The 19,244-nt window shown below is 45.3% G+C and carries 19 protein-coding genes; 11 read left to right on the top strand and 8 right to left on the bottom strand.

The window, feature by feature from the left end; genetic code table 11:
- The first annotated feature begins 152 nt into the window (after positions 1-152).
- Positions 153-602 (top strand): tRNA (adenosine(37)-N6)-threonylcarbamoyltransferase complex ATPase subunit type 1 TsaE, encoded by a 450-nt coding sequence (tsaE, locus tag QZ918_RS13035; RefSeq protein WP_293335596.1) that lies wholly within the window; start codon positions 153-155, stop codon positions 600-602.
- Between the two features lie 76 nt (positions 603-678).
- On the opposite strand, the gene QZ918_RS13030 is transcribed toward tsaE, so the two are convergent.
- The gene (locus QZ918_RS13030) at positions 679-1,002 is read right to left on the bottom strand and encodes a DUF433 domain-containing protein (protein WP_293335593.1); all 324 of its coding nucleotides are present in this window, start codon (positions 1,000-1,002) and stop codon (positions 679-681) included.
- A gap of 499 nt (positions 1,003-1,501) precedes the next feature.
- Positions 1,502-2,824, bottom strand: coding sequence for a dihydroorotase (locus tag QZ918_RS13025; protein ID WP_293335589.1), 1,323 nt, complete (start codon positions 2,822-2,824; stop codon positions 1,502-1,504).
- 245 nt (positions 2,825-3,069) lie between these two features.
- Here QZ918_RS13025 and lepB point away from each other — a divergent pair, with 245 nt between their 5' ends.
- Complete coding sequence (gene lepB / locus QZ918_RS13020) at positions 3,070-3,678, top strand: signal peptidase I (RefSeq protein ID WP_293148401.1); 609 nt, start codon at positions 3,070-3,072, stop codon at positions 3,676-3,678.
- Between the two features lie 456 nt (positions 3,679-4,134).
- Here lepB and QZ918_RS13015 read toward each other — a convergent pair whose 3' ends face one another.
- A complete protein-coding gene (locus tag QZ918_RS13015) occupies positions 4,135-5,655 on the bottom strand; it encodes a peptide ligase PGM1-related protein (RefSeq protein WP_293335586.1) in 1,521 nt (506 codons plus the stop codon).
- A gap of 270 nt (positions 5,656-5,925) precedes the next feature.
- On the bottom strand, positions 5,926-7,551 hold the full coding sequence (locus QZ918_RS13010; RefSeq protein WP_293335583.1) for a glycosyltransferase family 39 protein: 1,626 nt from the start codon (positions 7,549-7,551) through the stop codon (positions 5,926-5,928).
- On the opposite strand from QZ918_RS13010, the gene QZ918_RS13005 reads away from it, so the two are divergent.
- The 6 genes from QZ918_RS13005 to QZ918_RS12980 all read left to right on the top strand — a co-directional run bounded on the left by QZ918_RS13005 (position 7,550) and on the right by QZ918_RS12980 (position 10,672).
- Positions 7,550-7,702, top strand: coding sequence for a hypothetical protein (locus tag QZ918_RS13005; RefSeq protein WP_293335580.1), 153 nt, complete (start codon positions 7,550-7,552; stop codon positions 7,700-7,702). The genes QZ918_RS13010 and QZ918_RS13005 overlap by 2 nt on opposite strands.
- A 105-nt stretch (positions 7,703-7,807) precedes the next feature.
- A complete protein-coding gene (locus QZ918_RS13000) occupies positions 7,808-8,035 on the top strand; it encodes a hypothetical protein (RefSeq protein WP_293335578.1) in 228 nt (75 codons plus the stop codon).
- A 58-nt stretch (positions 8,036-8,093) separates the two neighbouring features.
- Positions 8,094-9,227, top strand: coding sequence for a recombinase RecA (gene recA / locus QZ918_RS12995; protein WP_293335575.1), 1,134 nt, complete (start codon positions 8,094-8,096; stop codon positions 9,225-9,227).
- A 220-nt stretch (positions 9,228-9,447) separates the two neighbouring features.
- Positions 9,448-9,651 (top strand): hypothetical protein, encoded by a 204-nt coding sequence (locus QZ918_RS12990; RefSeq protein ID WP_293148391.1) that lies wholly within the window; start codon positions 9,448-9,450, stop codon positions 9,649-9,651.
- Positions 9,652-9,940: 289 nt separating this feature from the next.
- The gene (locus QZ918_RS12985) at positions 9,941-10,414 is read left to right on the top strand and encodes a Coq4 family protein (RefSeq protein WP_293335572.1); all 474 of its coding nucleotides are present in this window, start codon (positions 9,941-9,943) and stop codon (positions 10,412-10,414) included.
- Between the two features lie 30 nt (positions 10,415-10,444).
- Positions 10,445-10,672 carry a response regulator transcription factor gene (locus QZ918_RS12980; RefSeq protein WP_293148388.1) on the top strand — a complete coding sequence of 76 codons (228 nt, stop codon included), beginning with the start codon at positions 10,445-10,447 and terminating at the stop codon, positions 10,670-10,672.
- Positions 10,673-11,053: 381 nt separating this feature from the next.
- Here QZ918_RS12980 and QZ918_RS12975 read toward each other — a convergent pair whose 3' ends face one another.
- The 3 genes from QZ918_RS12975 to QZ918_RS12965 all read right to left on the bottom strand — a co-directional run bounded on the left by QZ918_RS12975 (position 11,054) and on the right by QZ918_RS12965 (position 14,681).
- A complete protein-coding gene (locus QZ918_RS12975; RefSeq protein WP_293335569.1) occupies positions 11,054-11,950 on the bottom strand; it encodes an alpha/beta fold hydrolase in 897 nt (298 codons plus the stop codon).
- A 701-nt stretch (positions 11,951-12,651) separates the two neighbouring features.
- Positions 12,652-14,157: a D-alanyl-D-alanine carboxypeptidase/D-alanyl-D-alanine endopeptidase gene (gene dacB, locus QZ918_RS12970; RefSeq protein WP_293335566.1), complete on the bottom strand. Its 1,506-nt coding sequence runs from the start codon at positions 14,155-14,157 to the stop codon at positions 12,652-12,654.
- A 200-nt stretch (positions 14,158-14,357) separates the two neighbouring features.
- Positions 14,358-14,681 carry a (2Fe-2S) ferredoxin domain-containing protein gene (locus QZ918_RS12965; protein WP_293335563.1) on the bottom strand — a complete coding sequence of 108 codons (324 nt, stop codon included), beginning with the start codon at positions 14,679-14,681 and terminating at the stop codon, positions 14,358-14,360.
- Positions 14,682-14,996: 315 nt separating this feature from the next.
- Here QZ918_RS12965 and QZ918_RS12960 point away from each other — a divergent pair, with 315 nt between their 5' ends.
- Together QZ918_RS12960 and nblB are read left to right on the top strand one after the other, a co-directional pair.
- A complete protein-coding gene (locus QZ918_RS12960; protein WP_293148380.1) occupies positions 14,997-15,458 on the top strand; it encodes a CBS domain-containing protein in 462 nt (153 codons plus the stop codon).
- 362 nt (positions 15,459-15,820) lie between these two features.
- Positions 15,821-16,495, top strand: a complete 675-nt coding sequence (gene nblB, locus QZ918_RS12955) for a phycobilisome degradation protein NblB (RefSeq protein WP_293335560.1) — start codon at positions 15,821-15,823, stop codon at positions 16,493-16,495.
- Positions 16,496-16,942: 447 nt separating this feature from the next.
- On the opposite strand, the gene QZ918_RS12950 is transcribed toward nblB, so the two are convergent.
- Positions 16,943-17,065: a hypothetical protein gene (locus QZ918_RS12950; RefSeq protein ID WP_293335557.1), complete on the bottom strand. Its 123-nt coding sequence runs from the start codon at positions 17,063-17,065 to the stop codon at positions 16,943-16,945.
- 156 nt (positions 17,066-17,221) lie between these two features.
- Between QZ918_RS12950 and QZ918_RS12945 the strand changes: the two genes are divergently transcribed.
- Entirely contained in the window at positions 17,222-18,556 is a 1,335-nt protein-coding gene (locus QZ918_RS12945) for a CAP domain-containing protein (RefSeq protein ID WP_293335554.1), read from the top strand.
- The last annotated feature ends 688 nt before the right edge of the window (positions 18,557-19,244 follow it).

Below are 19,244 nucleotides of genomic sequence, written 5' to 3'. Positions count from 1 at the left end.
TGACTGTTGACTGTTGACTGTTGACTGTTGGCTGTTGACTGTTGACTGTTAACTGTTAACTGTTGGCTGTTGGCTGTGCAAACTAATGTTATTGGTTATTAGCAGCCCCAAGCGAATAACAAATAACAAATAACAAATAACAAATAACTGATATGATACTTCCTCTTCCAGATGCTGAAGCTACGCGCAAGTTGGGCATAAAATTAGGTCGATCGCTCCCACCAGGCACTGCAATCTTGTTACAAGGAGACTTAGGCGCCGGCAAAACCACCTTAGTGCAAGGTATCGCCGAAGGCTTGGGAATCTCCGAATCTGTGGAAAGTCCTACTTTCACCCTGATTAACGAGTATTTTGCAGGGCGGATTCCGCTGTACCATCTAGACTTGTACCGACTCGAACCCCAAGAAGCGGAGGCTTTGCACTTAGAGAGTTATTGGGACGGATTAGAAAGAGATTTGGGAATTGTGGCGATCGAATGGGCCGAAAGATTGCCGTACAAACCAGAGAATTCTTTGCGAATTTCTTTGAGTTATTGCGATAGCGGGCGGCAAATTGAATTGATGGGGACTGGCGAGTTATTGGATTGGCAATCACAAGATTGAAAAAGGGCGATTCTCTATTCTTCAGAAACATTTCTCGCAAGGTGAGGAATCGCTTCATAAACTTATTTAGCATAAGTCAATCTTCCTCATTTTTGCGGATTGATTCTTCGATTTCCTCCAGATGTGCATCAGCATAAGTCCAAACATTGACTAGATTGGCAGCGCTTAGATGGGGATAAAATTGTAGAAGTTCAGCATCGCTTGAACCTTGACGGCGCCAACTTTCAAGCAGCCAAACTGGGATGCGAGTTTTGGCGATACAAGCATCGCCGCCGCACACATCGGGAGTCTTGGTAATTCCCGGCCAGCTATTGTTTAAACTTTGGGTTAAAAGCCGTATTGCATCAGATTTCTCAGTCGGAGTTAAGGCAAGAAGTTGTGTTTCTAGTTCTTTAAGCATATATAATATAGCCTCGCTCGTCAGGTAATATATTCAGATAATTTTAGCACAAATTTTACTGTAATGTTTTAGGTATGTAGTTGCGCTTGAGCGCTCTTTTCTTCTAGATGAAAGTACGTATAGCGGTTCTGGGATAGATGAGGTATATATAGCGGTTCTCAGAAAAATTCGCGGATGTTGTTGGGCTTGGGCCCTAAGAGTTTAAGTGGTTATGTAAGCTTTTAGTCATACCTCATCTTTTTGAGAAAGGCTATATTAAATGTCGAAAACCTTGATGTTTTAGGTATGTAGTTGCGCTTGGGCGCTCTTTTTTTCTATAGAAAAGTACGTATAGCGGTTCTGGGATAGATGAGGTATATATTAAATGTCGAAAACCTTGATGTACATAGAATATGGCATACTTCACCTTTTTGATAAAGGCTATACTTGCGCTTGGGCGCTCTCTTATATATGAAAGAGCGCCCAAGCGCAACTACATACCTTTGTTTATATAAATTGACTACTCAGCGTCAAATGTCAAGGCTTCACCCCTAACCGTTGTATCTAATTTACCGTTCTCAAAAACAACTTTTCCTCCCACAACTGTCACCACAGGCCATCCTGTTAAATTCCAACCTTCAAAGGAACTCCAGCCGCACTTGCTCGCCATTTCTCCTCCGATTACCGGGCGGTAGTTGTCCAAATCGACTAAAACTAAATCGGCGTCAAAACCCGGAGCAATCGCCCCTTTGTTCGGAATCTTATAAGCCTTAGCAACTGCCGCAGACATCCAATTACCAACTTGGGCAACTGTACATCTTCCCTCGACTGCTTGCGTCAGCATCAAAGGCAAAGAAGTTTCAACACCGGGCATTCCCGATGGGCTATTTGGATATTCTTGAGCTTTTTCTTCTAAGGTGTGCGGCGCGTGATCGGTGGCGATAAAATCAATTACGCCGTCTAATAAGGCTTGCCAAAGTATTTCGTTATCGCGGGTATCGCGCAACGGCGGATTCATCTGGGCTAAACTGCCGATTTTTTGATAGGCGCTGGTATTTAACAACAAATGCTGCGGCGTTACTTCTGCTGTTACCCAACTGGGTTTTTCTTGTCGCAAAAACTCAGCTTCGTCGCCAGTTGAAAGATGCAGAATGTGCAGTCGGCGTTGATATTTTTTAGAAAGTTTTACGGCTAGCTGAGTTGCTAACAAGGCTGCTTGATTGTCTTGAATTTGCGAGTGCACGGCTAAATCGGTACTGCCGGCAAATTCCTGACGGCGCTGATTAATTCTAGTTTGATCTTCGGCGTGTACTGCAATTAATCGATCGCCCTTGGCGAAAACTCGCTCTAAATTTTCCTCTCCATCCATCAACAACAGTCCGTGCATCGAACCCATAAACACCTTAATCCCCGGAGTCGGATTCGCATCCAACAAATCCGGTAAATTCTCCGGCGTCGCCCCAATAAAAAAGCCGTAATTGACCAAACACTTGTCAGCAGCGCGCCTTAGCTTGTCATCTAAGGCTGCTTGGGTTGTGGTTAGGGGGCGGGTATTCGGCATTTCCAAAAACGATGTCACGCCGCCCTTAGCGCACGCACAGCTAGCCGTAAACAAATCTTCCTTGTGTTCCAAACCCGGTTCGCGGAAGTGTACCTGCGGGTCAATTACTCCGGGCAAGAGAGTTAAGCCGATCGCATTTATTTCGCGATCGCACTCTGCCGCAATCTCCGGAGCAACCCGAACAATTTTGCCATCGCTAATTTGCACGTCCCCTACCAAAAACTCACCGTCAGGTAACAGAATGCGAGCGCGGCGGATTAACAAACTTGATGTGGTCGGCATAAGCTATAATTAAATAGGTAATGTACGTAGAACCCCAGACAAATTTTATCCTCAAAAGAGTTGGAAAAATACTAATAAATATAACTAGCTTTCGGGAAAATTGTAATTTTTACGATCGACCTCGGCGCACCTTACTCAACCAGATAGTACAAAAACTCACGTCTGGGGCGCAGATTTTGCAGATTTCCTCAAAAAACCCCGAAATAAGTTTATAATTTGTATCCAGCCCAGTGACTTAAATACTTATGACTCGTCTAGACAAGTCAGCCGACCAGAAACCCCCGCAAGATACCGAAAATCCTTGGATAGAAGGAATTAAGACGATCGGCTTAGCAGCATTCTTAGCCTTTGGTATCCGCACTTTGGTTGCTGAAGCTCGCTACATTCCCACCGGCTCAATGCTCCCAACCCTACAAATTAACGATCGATTAATTATAGACAAGGTGAGCTATCGACTCCAAGACCCGCAGCGAGGAGATATTATCGTGTTTATGCCTCCCGATCCGGCGAGTTTGTGCACGGGACAGCCACCGCCGATCAAAGATGCCTATATCAAGCGAGTGATCGGACTTCCGGGCGATACTGTGGAAGTCAAAGATGGAAAAGTTTATATCAACAAGCAGCCGCTACAGGAAAAATATATTGAAGAAATTCCGCAATATCCCTACGGGCCTGTAGTAGTATCTCAAAATTCTTACTTGGTACTCGGGGACAACCGCAACGCAAGCTGTGACAGCCATTATTGGGGCTTTGTACCCAGACAAAATATCATCGGTAGGGCGATCGTCCGTTTTTGGCCTCTCAACCGCACAGGCTCGATCGACCCCACGCCAATTTATCCCGCTAAAAATTAGCTACAACCTAGAATTCCGCAGCGTAAAACCTGCGGTTGTCAGCTTAAATTACGAATTAACCCTTTTGTGCGATCGAGGAATCAACAGTTAAACGAGATTTCCCCAGCCAGCAATTCCACAACTTTATGAGTTCAGAAAGATGAGGTATGTTGTTGGGATGCGAGCCCTAAGAGTTTAGTGGTTTTGCAAGCTGTCAGTTATACCTCATCTTTTTGAAAAAGGCTATATAGCATCGATCGGAAAGATGAGGTATTAATGTAAATTGAGTTTTTGATGCAACTTCGCTTACTATCCTCATAATAAAGATCGGAGGGCTAAAGCCCAACAACGTACCTCAACCATAAATCGACTTATAGCATCGATCGGAAAGATGAGGTATGAATGTAAATTGAGTTTTTGATGCAACTTCGCTTACTACATAATCACTCTTAGAGGGCTGAAGCCCAACAACGTACCTTATGAAGTTTCGCGATCGAGAACTTTCACAACCTTGTTATACATATCCTCAGCTTCTTGCGGCGAATTGCCAATACTCGTCAATCCCAATTTGCCAAACTCCGACAAACAACCCATTAAATGAAACACGCTCCCCGTCTCAGTACCTGTGTCAAAGTGCAGTTGATTGTCCGCAATAATATCCATCAAATCATTCGGCAACAATCCCCGATATCGCTCCTTTTTCAAATTATCCGAAGCCACATAATATTTCGGACGCCCCTGCTGGCTGTAAAATAATCCCGTAGTTCGCTCGTACCGACCATTTGTTAACAGTTTTAAAGCCATAAAAGGATGAGTAGTACCTCCTTTTCGCAAGTTAATTTCTATTGCTTGAATATCCCATTTCCCGTCCGCTTGCTTGACAGCAACATAATCCACTCCAAATCGCTCTAAAGCACCTTTTGCCGCTAGATTTTTCCCCACTTTCCATCCCAATTCTTGCAACGCCAGCCGATAGGATTCATCCGCAGGAAATCGGCAACCCAAGAAAATTTGACCGTCCGGGCCTCCTAAAATCTGGTCGTGGGTTGAGAGAATTTCTACTTCGCCGCTGGGGATAATTCGACCTTGAACGCTGGGCGATCGCTTTTCTTCTCCTTCGATAAATGCTTCCGCAATTGCTCCTAATTCGGGAATGCGACTGCTGAAATTTTTCCAGGTTTCGCCTGTTGATTGAAAGCGCAAATTGTGGAAGCAATCGCCAAGTGCTTTAACTCTTTCTTGAGGTGCTTTACCTGCGATCGGCTTCAAATCTAAAATTGCATTTCCTTCCCCGGAAAAACCTTCATTTAACTTAATTACCATCCGCTGCAAATCCGGCTGTCTTTCCCACAACGCAGCCGCAGCTTGGGCCAAATCTTCTGCATTCCAAACCAACTCGGAACCGTCAGGATAAGGTACGCCAGCTTCTTGAAAAATTTGCCGACTGCCGCTTTTTGTTCCCCAATAAAGCAAATCCGGATCGCTAGCCCACAAAGGAATTCCCAATTTAACAGATAACTCCCGCTCTAAGGGTGTTGAGTTGTAGCAAACCATATAAGATTTTGTCGGGCGTACTGAAGAGCGAATTCGCTCCATCAAGCGAGGACGTTCTAAAATTTTCTGGGTGAGGGATTTCGCCGATGCATCGTAAGCCGAGAAGAGCAAAAGGCGATCGCGCGCGTGAGAAAATGGAATACCTGGGAGCAATTGCAGGTAATAATCTATAATCATGGGGTGCAGCGGCTCCGAGGTAATGTAAATTAAGCGCGTGCGAGGATTTCGCAGGCGAATCAATGAAAATAAATGCCGCTCTTCGTAGTGGTAAGCACCCTCAACTTTCAGAATTTCTTGCTGATCTAAGCTGAGAGAAGGAATGACGATAATATCACAATCTCCGCTGTCAAATTCTTCTATCTCTCGCCAACGTTCGCGTAATTCTGTCTGAAGATTGCGAAATTTCTGTGCGGTTTCCGAAGCAGAATTGTTTGACTCTTGCATGACGTTTAATCCTAATTATTCAAATAATGATTGCTGGTGGTCTAGGGTGAGTCAGCCCAAATATTTGAAACAACTCAACTGGCACTCTTATAGGGGTTAATCTTTAGGTACGTTGTTGCGCTTGGGCGCTCTTATGTATTAGATAAAGAGCGCCCAAGCGCAACAACATACTTTTATTATCAAAAATGTCGAAATAATGACTTAAGCTGCGTCTGTTCAAATAATTGAGATAACTCAAACAGTTTTTTTTCTGACGTACCCTACCGATAACTAAGAAATCCGCCGCACTCGAAAAAGTTTGGCGTATGCCAATATCGGCTCTAGGCGGCGTTGATTTTGCTTGAGTGCCGATCGCAATTTTTCCGAAGGGCGGAATACTAGAGGAGCCGAATATTTGTTCAGCATCTCGATATCGGGCGACTGACTCAGCAACATCAGCCGTACATCTTTGTCGAGCAAATAACTCAGGGAGAGCAAATCTCCCATGTTAGTAAAGTCATTACCGCGATCGCTAATTACAATTGTATCTTTAATCGAGCGATTAGCCATCGCCTCTTTGTTAATATTTCTCGCAACTTCAGCATTAAAATAGCTCAAGTCTTTGCTCCACCAAGTATCAGAAACACCGCTGACTGTACAGGATGCTATGCTTGCTGTAAATACCCCCGCTAAAATGACTTGCCAAAACCGCTGCTGAGTTTTCACATTACTGGCCAGCAAGCAAGCAACTGCTAGCTGCACCCCCGGAAAACACGAAATCAGATAGCGGCTGACGGCGGAGCGTTTGCCACCTAAGATTATATCCGGTAAAACCAGCATCAAAAACGGGACAAAAATTGATGTTACAATAAACAGCAAAGTCGAAATATTTGTGCGGCGGCAGATGTTGTAAACCGCTGCCACAATTAACAGCAAAAATGGCAATCTCAGCAGATAAGTCCAGATATTGTCAAAGCCGAAGTCGAAGTCAAAAAATAAGGCTGTAAAGCTGAGCGTCCACAATTTTGCCAGGTACAGCCAACCAGGAGATATTCGCGTCCAATCTGTCGTTGCTGAGGCTCGTTCCAGGTTAGTCGCCAGCACGTAAATCCACGGCAGATACAAGATTAAAGCGGCTGTTACTGCTAAGAAAAATTGCGAATTAGTTAAGTGACCTCGCAATTTTCTTTGTTTGACAAACAGCCAGCAAGCAATTATAAAAACTCCATGTCCGACAAGTGTTAACGTGAAGAAAGGGTGAGTATAGAAACCGATCGCGATCGCGATCGAGTAATACGCCCAATTTTGCCAGCCCCGCAATCGCAATGCTCTCAGCAACAGCCAACTGCTGCCAATCACCGTTGCAGTCAGCAAACTGTACTGCCTTGCTGTCTGAGCAAACAAGATGTCAAAGGGAGATAAAGCCAACAGCGTTGTTGCTACTAAGGCTGTCAAATTTGAAGCGAAAAGTTCCTGGGCTAAAACGTACATCAAAGGCAGCGACAGCAAACTCAATATTGCTGGCAAACTTCGGGATGCTGTTCGAGAAATGCCAAATTGCTGCATCCACAAACGAGCCATCAAAAAGTACAAAGGCGGATGCTGCGGATCTTCCAGTGCTAACGAACGTATTGTGTCTGCTGCTGTACTTCCCGGTTTTATCTGCTGATATTTCTGCAATTCTGGTGCAGGAATAATCCGGTTTTGAAATAGTTCGTCGTCGATTTCTTGCCTGGTAAAACCAGCGGCGCGGATTGATGTGTAAGCTTCGTCGTGCCAGTAAAGTTTGCGATCGATCTCGAAGAACCGAAATCCGATACCTAGTAAAATGCCGATCGCCAATAAGCTGATTAGCAACCGGGAATTTTGGGGATTTTTGGGATTAACAGATGTGTCTTGATGTGTTGTAGATGCCATGCTTGTCCTAATTGTGGCGATCGTCCCAGAGGCGTACCGATCGACTCAGGGGACGATCGCACCACTACGCTCAGAAACCGGGTTTTTTACCGGGTTCGCCTGCTGCAACCTGTGTATTGCTGTGGAAAACCTCCCGTTTGGGCCCTGTTAAAGCTCGATCGATACAATACAGATCCCAACTGACCATCATTCTACCCTCTGCCGAAAGCCTTCTACCTTTCAACTAAGAGCCACCGTCAACAGTTGACTGTTCGTAGTGCGGACTTCAGTCCGCAGCATATTGCGGACTGAAGTCCGCACTACGAACGGATCTTATCGCGGTCAACCGACCGGACACGATATGATTTTAATTTCTCCCTCGAAGGCGGGCGGGCTTTCAACCAATTCTTTCCGGATCGGGGCGCGATCGCGCCCAACCAGCCCAAAATCAAGAATTCTAAACCAAATCCCCCCAGAACCTCCAGACCCCAAAAATAACTGCTAACATACGTGTTGTACAGTTAATCAACAAGCTCCGCAAGGGGTCTACCCGCGTACCGAAAATGGCAAAAAAAGAAGCTTCTACAAAAACTACTGAAAACACAGAAAAGCAAAAAGCCCTAAATTCCGTACTATCCCAAATCGAACGCAGCTTTGGCAAAGGAGCGATCGTCCGATTGGGAGACTCCACTCGCATGAGGGTAGAAACCATCCCCACCGGAGCTCTGACACTGGACATTGCTTTGGGCGGCGGTTTGCCAAAAGGCCGAGTAATTGAAATTTACGGCCCCGAAAGTTCCGGTAAAACTACTCTAGCGCTCCACGCGATCGCCGAAGTCCAAAAAACCGGCGGCATCGCAGCCTTCGTAGATGCCGAGCACGCCCTCGATCCCACCTACGCCTCAGCATTAGGCGTCGATATTGAAAATCTCTTAGTTTCCCAGCCGGATACCGGCGAAATGGCCCTAGAAATTGTCGATCAACTCGTGCGATCCGTCGCCGTCGATATCGTAGTCATTGACTCCGTAGCCGCCCTCGTCCCCCGCGCCGAAATCGAAGGTGACATGGGCGACTCCCACATGGGTTTGCAAGCCCGCTTGATGAGTCAAGCACTTCGTAAAATCACCGGCAACATCGGCAAATCCGGCTGTACCGTGATTTTCCTCAACCAATTGCGGCAGAAAATCGGCATAACTTACGGCAACCCCGAAACAACAACAGGTGGTAACGCCCTCAAATTTTACGCCAGCGTGCGGCTCGACATTCGCCGCATTCAAAGCTTGAAAAAAGGTACCGAAGAATACGGCAACCGCACGAAAGTTAAAGTTGCTAAAAATAAAGTTGCTCCGCCTTTCCGCATTGCCGAATTTGACATTGTATTTGGTAAAGGCATTTCTACCTTAGGCTGTCTGACTGACTTGGCAGACGAGATGGGAGTAATCCTGAAAAAAGGTTCTTGGTATAGTTACAACGGCGAGAACATCGCTCAAGGACGAGACAAAGTGATTCAACACATGGAGAAAAATATCGATTTCAAAAATGAGATCGAGCGGCTAGTACGGGAAAAACTTGATACTGGGGCAGTGGTTTCTGCTAATTCTGTGGCTCCTGTGGATGTCGATGCTGATGATGTCGATGCTGATGATATTGATGTTGATGATGACATTCAAGATGTAGGAGATATGGAAGAAATTTAAATTTTGTCGCGGACAGCACTCAAATAAAAAATGCTTGTTACAAAAATGAGATGCTCTCTGTTAAATGGGTGCATCTCATTTTTGCATCAATACTAGCTCGCTTCGAGTGCGTAGGCGCAAGCCGGGACGTAGCCATCGCCCGCCCGGGGCAATTTGTGTCACCGAAAGCTATTGAGGTGCGTCGCTACTCGAAAAGTCGATTTTAATTCAGAAAATTTTAGTGGCGACACACCCTACGAATAATCTTGCCACAGGGCAAGCTGTCAACTGTCAACTGTCAACTGTCAACTGTTTACTTCACCCTGCTTCAGGTCTCTTCACCTTGATTCACTTGGTAGCACTCGCATCACTGGGTTTACACGCTTCAGCTTCTAACTCATTGCAAGTACAAATACTTAAGAGCAAAATAGATTCATATACGTAAGTAAAGGAGTTCCAATCACCGCTAAATACTGTGGAGTTTACGGTTACTTCCCTCTGGGTCAAGCTGCGGTAACGAACACTAGCCAGATTTTGACAACTGACAGATTTCACCTCTGAGGCTGTTTGTAAAGAAATGTAAAAGCTCCTGAAAGTTAATTGCTGTTACAGAATGTAGGATTTCTGAGCTGAACTGTAAAAAAAAGTTGTCTTGATTCATCGCAAAAATGAACTGGACAAACATGAATTTCATTTTTCAGGAACTTAAATTCTTATTCCAGGGAGAATCAATCATGACTGACGGTCGATTAGGAGTTATATTAAAGATGGCTCAAACAATTAATCCTCAAATTGAGAGCGATCGACATTTTGAAATAGACTTGGAAAAATTGCGTCAACTGCCAGCAGGAACATTAGGGTGCGAAGTGGCGCGATTTCTAGACGAACAAGGGTTTGAGCCGATCGCATCTGGAGACTGGATTCAACGAAACCACGACGTTTGGCACGTTCTGACGGGTCTTTCACCTTCTGCTGAAGATGAATTTGTACTTCAAGCGTTTACTCGCGCTCAAGTATTTCGCCCTTCCTGTGCGATTTTAGTGTTAGTTGGACTGCTCAGTGGAAAATGTGCGATCGGACAAATTATCAAAGGTTTAAAACATGGAAAATTAGCCGAGCGACTAATTGACTGGGACGTTGCATCTGATTGGGAAACTCCCTTATCAGAAGTCCGAGAGAAACTGGGGATTCTACCATTAATTGATTAATTTTTTAACTCGTCACTGCACTGCAAAACTATGCAAAGCACAATTTACAAACCGGTAATCAGCCTGAGCCCGCGAGAAAGAGCGATCGCCCAATTAGTAGCCCAAGGTCTGCCCAACAAATGTATTGCCAAAAATTTAAATATCAGTCACTGGACGGTTGCTACTTACGTGAGGCGGATTTTTATCAAACTCGGTGTTTGTTCTAGAACTGCGATGATTGCACTGTTGATGCAAGAAAATATGCTCTGGGACTCATAAGTCGATTTAAGATTTTAGATTTTAGGTTGACTCAACTCGATGAATCAGGGAACTTGAACTACGGTCTAAAATTTGGGAATCAATTCTGACCCTCGTGTCGGGGATTTATATCTGTTGTTGAGGCGAAATAAGTTAGATATAGCGGTTCTCACAAAGATGAGGTATGTTGTTGGGCTTAAGCCCTCTTAGCTTAATAGTGATAGAAGCTGTCAGTCATACCTCATTTCTTTGAGAAAGACTATAGTACGGTGCGTCAGCCTGATTTAATTCTCTGGTAACTCAGAAATTCTCTAGTGACGCACCCTACAGATATGCTCGGAGAAAAATAAAAACCCGGTTTCACACGGAAACCGGGTTTTTATTTGCAACCTTTAAAATGTTTTATGCCAAAGCCAAAGAACGAGAGGAATTTCTCAAAAAATTGAGTAATTCTCGATTCACTGTTTGGGGCGCTTCCTGCTGAATCCAGTGACCGCAGTGAGGAATTAATTTTAACTTAAACGGCGCCGTAATTAACCGATCTAAACCTTCTACAAGCGTGTGGCTCAAAAACGCATCTTCTTCTCCCCAAAGCACCAAAGTAGGCACTGTCACAGGTTCTAACTTCTGCCCCCAATGCCAAAGACGCTGTGGGTGCAACATCTGCTGGTAATAATTCATCGCCGCCGCTAACACTCCTGGCTTTTCTAAAGCGGTTTGATAAATCTTAGTTTCCTCAGCGCTAAAAGCTCCTTTGCGAACAGCTTGTCCTTGCAAGATATTTTGTACAAAATCTTTCAAATTTTGCCGGATCAACCATTCAGGGATGCCGGGAACTTGAAAAGCCAAAATGTGCCAACTGCGACGGAGTTGGTCTAAATTGCTTGCCATTTCCTGGACGAATCGCTGCGGGTGCGGAGCGTTTAAAATTGCTAAGCGGTTGAGTTTTTCGGGGAACTTTTGAGCTAAGTTCCAGGCGATCGCACCACCGCAATCGTGACCGACAATGTGAGCTTTTGTATAGCCGAGCCGATCGATCAAACCGCGAATATCAGCACTCAGCGTATCCAAATCATAACCGCTTTCCGGCTTGTCCGAATCGTTGTAGCCCCGCAAATCCGGCACCACAACCTTGAAATGGCGTGCTAAAGCAGGAATTTGATGGCGCCAAGAGTACCAAAACTCGGGAAACCCGTGCAGGAGGATAACGAGCTCGCCTTCTCCTTGAGAAACGCAGTGCAAGCGGATGTTGTTGGTTTCGACAAAGCTGTGTTGCTGTTCGGAATCTAAAGATTTCATAGTTGGAAAGTTAAACTTATTTTCGGGGAGTACAGAACCCGCCGACTGATAGCAGGTTCAAATAGCGCAATGGTTTAAATTCTTCTGTTTTTATTCTAGCTGCTTTTCGATCCCCGCCGCTGCAATGTAGTTAAACGTAAAACTTGTAGAGTTTTTCGGTGTCGTCTTTTTAGGTGTAACTACTTATAGCTTTTCTCAAAAATATGAGGTATGACAGACAGCTCGATAACCGCTTAAACTAAAGGGCCCAAGCCCAACAACGTCCGCGAATCTTTCTGAGAAGCGCTATATCAACTTTTTTATAAAAAAACATTCGGTAAGCGGAAAACTCAGAGGCGTTGACTCCCGCTCGATGTAAGCTCTAAGGGCGGTTTCAACCGCCGTGAATCTTTCTTAATTCTTAACATTTTTGGCAGTGTAAAAAGGACAAAAGCTCTTACAATAAGCATAGTGGGATGGATACACAGGTCAAACCTGAGAAGCAAATGCCTACCATAAAGGTACGCGGGGACTCTCGCGTTACCAAGGGATAAAAACCCTTAAACGCTTGAGGAGCTTGTTGAAAGACAAGGATAGCAGCCCACCATTTTTTGGCAAAAGGATTGCGCCCAGGAACCCTAGCAATAGGGATATTAAGAACGAAATTTCTTAAGAATCTCAGTGTCTTTAGACCTGAGAGTGTCAAATTAGATTCTGTTGTTTTAACAGCGGCGGAGGCGGTTTAATAATAGCACAATTTCATCCGTTGCCGATCGCATTTTTGCAGCAGACAGATCGGATTGATTGATGATAATACTAAACACCAGCGGCTCGTAATTCGGAACTTCGATATATCCCGACAGTGCCGAAACTCCGCTCAAGGTTCCAGTTTTTGCTTGCAAAATTACGCGGTTTGGTGTATTATTTATGCGAGTTTTCAAGGTGCCACTCTCGCCAGCTACGGGTAGTGATGCGCGGTAGATAAATCCAGCAGGTGAAGTCGCCATCAATCTCAAAGTTTGCACCAAGGCTTCTGGACTAATTAAATTGTGGCGGGAAAGTCCGGAACCGTCAGCTAATTTGTAACTATTGGGATTTACCCCTAATTGAGTTAAAGCTGTTTTTAATTCCTTCAAACCAATTTCACCTGTATCCTCTTGTGGCACAGGCATCTTGCCTGTGACTTTCCCTAACAATCTCAATAAAACTTCTGCATAAAGATTGTTGCTTTCCCGATTAGTTTCTTTTACCAATTCCGCCAGCGGTGGCGATTCCACAAATGCTAATTCGCGATCGCCATTACGAGAAACAGGAGCAACCAAAGCCTGTTTAACCGGAATGCCCTCAGCCACTAAAACTTGCTGAAAATGTTGCAAAAAATTAGAAGCGGGATTGACAACGGCGACATAAGCTGATTCAGATTCCGCACCAACTTTCAACTGCCCGCTAACTCTAATTGTAGGGCGATCGAATTCCCTGCCAACTTCAACAAACTCCGATTCGGTGGTGGGGACTGTGATGGAATTGTTGAGAATTTGCCACTGATTTGCTAACTTAGGTTCAGCAAAAGAGACTTTTAGAGGTTGCCCGATCGCCTGCGGTGACAACAAAAGCTCGATCGAATTTTGATTGTAAATCAAACTGTTAACCGGCGCGCCATAGCCAGCTTGGGCGTCTTCCCATTCCCAATTCGGATTGACTGCACTGCCTTGAAAATAACTGTCATCGCCAATCAACTCATTAACTTGACTGATTCCCCGCTGCTTCAACTGCGATGCTAAGGATTTTAACTGAGTCTCAGCAATGCTCGGATCGCCCCTACCAGCAACATACAAACTGCCATTTGCGCCACCGTAAACCGATGTCTTAATCCGAAAATCGGCACCGAGTTTCTGCAAAGCAGCGGCTGTGGTTAGCAGCTTGACATTGGATGCTGGAATGAAATATTTGGTGGCCTCACGGCTGTAGAGAGTCGCCGTAGATGATAGCGGTTGAATCAAAATGCCCCAGCGCGATCGGCTAAATTCAGCACGATTGGCGATCGCATCCACCTTCGCCCCCAATTCTCCAGGACAAATATCCCCAGCAACCCCAGGCGTTTGAGCGACTACCGCCGACGTGCGCCCCAAAATTAGGACTAAAAAACTAACCGCAATTCCTTTGATTCTCAAAGCATCACTTCCCTTACAATCACCACATCTTTCTATCTTAAAAAAATCTGCCTTCATCTGCTGTAAATCTGCGGTTCGACATCATATCAAATCCGATTGCATCGGTATTCATCTCTATCTTCTCTCTCTGTGTCCTCTGCGCTCTCTGTGGTTAAATCATTCCGATATAACCGGAAACGACATCAATCAAAGACTTAAGAGAAAAGTTCAAATTAGATGCCAACATATCTGATAAAAATCATCAAATCAAGTCAAGACTAATAATAACGCATATGTATTCTTGGATTGAACAGCGCCTCTAGAGGTTTTCCCCCTTCGAGGTGCTGTTCCACAATTAACGGTACATCACTAGGTTTAACTCGACAATACCAAATTTTGTCTGGGGTGACTCGCACAGTCGGGCCCGTGTTGCACTGTCCCTGACAGCTACTAGCTTCAACTGTTACCCCTTGGACTGGTTGGGCTTCAAAAGCAGCTAGCACTGCTGCTGAACCCTGTTTCAGGCAAGATTGATACTGGCAAACTAATACACAGCGCGTTTCTGGTTGGCTATCTGCTTCTGGGGCTGGAGATTCTGGCATCGCTAAGAATTTATAGAAGAAGGAAGAGGGAAGAGGGAAGAGGGAAGAGGGAACTTCCTCATCGTCGGGCACGGTTGCGATATCTGCTGTTTAACATATTTTAACAATGTTGTCAGGTCGATCGCCCGCGCGCTTGACTGACAAACGGCAGAATTCGTGAGTGCGATCGCAAAAACCTTTCAAATTCTGGGATTCAAACTTTTTCCATGCTTCTAGCTGGTAACGAATCCGCCCTCCCGTCTGCCTTTGTGCTATCTGTGTCGCGCTTTCCCTATATGATCGGAAGTAGAGCAACAACTAAATCAACCGCCAATCATGCCCAAAACAGTAGCCGATGTGATGAGTCGCGATCCGATTTTGGCGCGCCCCGAAACGCCCTTAAACGAAGCGATTAAAATTTTAGCCGATCGACGTATTAGCGGCCTTCCCGTTGTAGATGAGAATGGCTTATTGGTAGGAGTCATCTCCGAAACCGACTTGATGTGGCGCGAAACCGGCGTCACTCCGCCCGCTTACATCATGGTACTCGACAGCGTGATTTACCTAGAAAATCCCTCGCGTTACGAGCGAGAACTCCACAAAGCTTTAGGACAAACAGTAGGAGAAGCGATGAGTAAAGAACCCATTACCATCGAACCAGACAAATCTATCCAAGAAGCAGCCAAACTAATGCACGATCGCAGCATCCACCGATTGCCAGTAGTCGATAGTGCCGGCAAAGTAATCGGCATCCTCACTAGGGGAGATATTATCCGATGGATGGCGGCCCAGTCTTAATTAATTGTTACAATTGAAGGATTGTATCAGAAAAAGAGCCGATCGCTCCTTCAATCTCTAAGCTTTTGGCGATCGCCAACTACCTAAGAAGTTAATTGCTTTGATTCGCTCGCTTTTTGGAAAAAAATCCGCGTTTATTGGCGTTTATCTCAGATTTCCCCATCAATCAAAGATTTATGCAATAAGTCTCTAGATTCCCCAGAAAAAAGTCAGGAATACGCGCAGAAATATTTCTTCCTTCTTCCTTCTTCCTTCTTCCGACTTAGAGCGGAATTCCATCCGTTACATCCGTTACAAAATCCGTTGCCGAACTTCCTTCTTCCTTCTTCCTTCTTCTTCTCAATTATCAATTTAAAAATAGCATGAGTATTACCCCTGAATCTGTCGAACAATTGCTAAATTCCGAGGATTTTGGCGAGAGGCTGCGAGGTGTCAACCAACTGCGACAGCTAGAACCGGCGATCGCCTATAATTTGATTCAAATTGCGATCGGCGACAAAAACGTCCGCGTTAGGTACGCAGCAGTCAGCCAAATATCAACCCTAGGCACTGAGAATCTGCCAAATGCTTTAGAGATATTGCTTCACAGCTTGCGAAACGATCCCGAACCCGACGTGCAAGCAGCAGCAGCCGATGCTTTGGGCGCCTTGAAATTAACCGCTGCTTTAGAAGATTTGGAACAAGTTTACAGCAGTACATCTGAATGGTTGGTGCAACTCAGCATCGTCGCAGCTTTGGGAGAAATGGGCGATCCAAAAGCATTTCCGATGTTAGAAAATGCCCTGAATTCTGAAAACGAATTGATCCAAACTATTGCCATCAGTGCATTAGGAGAATTAGGGGATAAACGGGCGCTGCCGCTGTTGCTTCCCTACGCTTCCAATGCAGATTGGCAAATTCGTTATAGAGTCGCCCAAGCTTTGGGGCGGTTGGGTGGTGCCGAAGCAGAGGCAGCTTTGAAAATTCTTGCCAAAGATGAGGTTGAGCAAGTGTCTCAGGAGGCTAAAGTCGGACAAGATAATATTTTGAAATTGTGAGTCTTAAGCGGTGAGTTTTGAATTAATGGATAATTTTTTGTGAGGACTCTACTAAAAAATTAGTTGGCGCGCGATCGCTAACAAGAGTGAAACCCGGTTTCTTCGTATACTTTTCGTAACTAAATGCAAAACTCGAAGAAACCGGGTTTCTAGCCCCCAACCCGTAAACTGGACGCGCAATATGAACCTTACTAATCGGGAAAAATCTCAAATCTCAAACTCTATCTCAGATTCCGCGCAGGGCGGTTTTATTGTCGTCAGACAAGTTAGGTACGTAGTTGCGCTTAAGCGCTCTTTATAATCTTAGGAAAGAGGGCCCAAGCCCAACAACGTACCTCATCTTTCTGAGAACCGCTATACCTCACTTTTTTTGAGAACCGCTATAAATTGTATTGTTGTACGTATATTAACGGTATAGTTCAAAAAAGCAAGTATAATAGATTACTTTTAAAATAATGATTGTGGGTAATTATTCTGCACGATCCGCTCGCGGATGGGAATGTCGCTTGTATTGATGCCACGGGCGATCGCACTCTTGGCTTTTTTCAACCAGAGTCCGGATATTGACATCGGCAGTTGAAGAATAGGTATAATAAGAATAGATACAACAGCGGCAGGGATTAACACAATTGTTGAAGCCTGCCGAGCCTGCGATCGGGGAAATTATCGTTAAGACGGTAAGCCATCTACCAGCTCAGCCCAGTCTTAAACATTTTTATCATCCCCATGCTAGAACAACTACAAAATTCCAATTCTGAGTCTGCTGACATTTTAACAGGAGAGCGATCGGCTTCTCAACTTTCACAACCTGCACCAGCTACAACCAATCAAAACTTTATCTATAAAGTTTTAGAACTCACGAACATAGAGCGCAGCAAATTGAGTTTGTCCCCCCTAACCTTGAATACTCAGTTGTTGAATGCGGCGCAAAATCACACCCAAAACATGGCAGTGCAAGACTTTTTCGATCACACCGGAAAAGATGGTTCGTCAATGGGAAGTCGGATTACTGCAACGGGCTATAAATTCAGATCGGCAGCAGAAAATATCGCTGCGGGTTCTTCTACACCCGAACAAGTTGTATCATCATGGATGAACAGCAGCGGCCACCGGGCTAACATTCTCAACCCGAACCTGAAAGAGATTGGCATTGGTTACTATTTCCTAGGCAACGATACTGGCAGCGTCAATTACAATCACTATTGGACGCAAGTTTTTGCTACTTCGCTTGATGGTAGTGTCAATCCCGCACCACCTCCCACACCAACTCCCACTCCCACTCCAACTCCCACTCCCGTACCAACTCCAACTCCAACTCCTACACCCAGCACATTAGTCTCGATTACTTCCCCAATACCCAATGCTACAGGGGACGGCACCCCGACGACAGCACCCAAGAATACAGCCAGCGGTGGCAATTATTTCCTATCAGATGCTGCTGATACTCAAATACCTGCCAGTGCTGTGGGATTGCAAATTTTTGCCCTTTCCGGCAAAGACAATCTCACTGGAGGAGCAGGCGCTGATACGATTAATGGAATGCAAGGCGCGGATACAATTAACGGCGCCGGCGGCAACGATCTTTTATCGGGTGGCAAAGATTCCGATTCAATTGATGGCGGTGTTGGTAATGATTTTATCAGCGGCAACAATGATAACGATCGACTAATCGGAGGAGACGGCAACGATACTCTCCGGGGCGGCAAGGAAAACGATATCTTGATTGGTGGTAACGGCGATGATGTCTTGGCGGGCGATCGCGGGCAAGACATTCTGACCGGTGGCGCTGGAAGTGATACGTTTATCCTGGCGGGAGGTTTGTCTGCTTCGGCTACTTTAATTAATGCCGATGTGATTACCGATTTTGTGGCTGGAGATAAGATTGGTTTGACTGACGGAATCGGATTTGCCAACTTGACTTTTGAAGCTGTGAGTTTGCAGTTGAATGGAGGTGCCAGTGTCGCTTCTACGGCGATTAAGTCGGGTAGCAATTATCTGGGAATTGTGCAGGGCGTCAGTCAAAGTCAGCTTGCGGCTTCTGTTTTTGTGAGTGCAACTTAGGCAGCGAAATATAGCCTTTCTCAGAAAGATGAGGTACTCATGGGCATAGGCCAAATCGGTCATAGGCCTCCATGGGCATAGGGCATACCTCACTTTTTTGAGAACCGCTATATAACTGGTTCCCAGGCACTTTATCTGGGAACCAGTTATAGTCCAATACGGTTTACTTAGAATAGTCATTGCGAGGAACGTTAGCGAAGCGATCCGCAGGAAAGCAATCTCCGTATCTATTTCTCATAGGGTTTTACCCTCAGGGCGGTATACCAGTAAACGATATTGAGTTATAGTCGAATCTTCAACCCGCTTGAAGTGGGTTTTGTTTGTATGGACGCGGTGGCAACCGCCGAGTCTTATTAATTGAGAAGCGTCATAGTCTTGGCGATTGCTTCGTTCCTCGCAATGACACTTTACAATTTTAATGATGCTACAGCCGATCGCAAATTGCCTTTAAATTCGCCTAACAATAGGTGCGTCGCTTTGACATTCTCCATATGCAAGGGGATTTTCTAGGGCGACGCACCCTACGATCGCTGTCAACTGTCAACTGTCAACTGTCAACTGTTTAATGATGCTACAGCCGATCGCAAATTGCCTTTAAATTCGCCTAACAATAGGTGCGTCGCTTTGACATTCTCCATATGCAAGGGGATTTTCTAGGGCGACGCACCCTACGATCGCTGTCAACTGT

This window comes from Microcoleus sp. CAWBG58 (assembly GCF_020883045.1).
GTDB lineage: Bacteria > Cyanobacteriota > Cyanobacteriia > Cyanobacteriales > Microcoleaceae > Microcoleus.
Note: the sequence above shows the minus strand (reverse complement) of the source record. Positions and strands in the feature narration are given on the sequence as shown.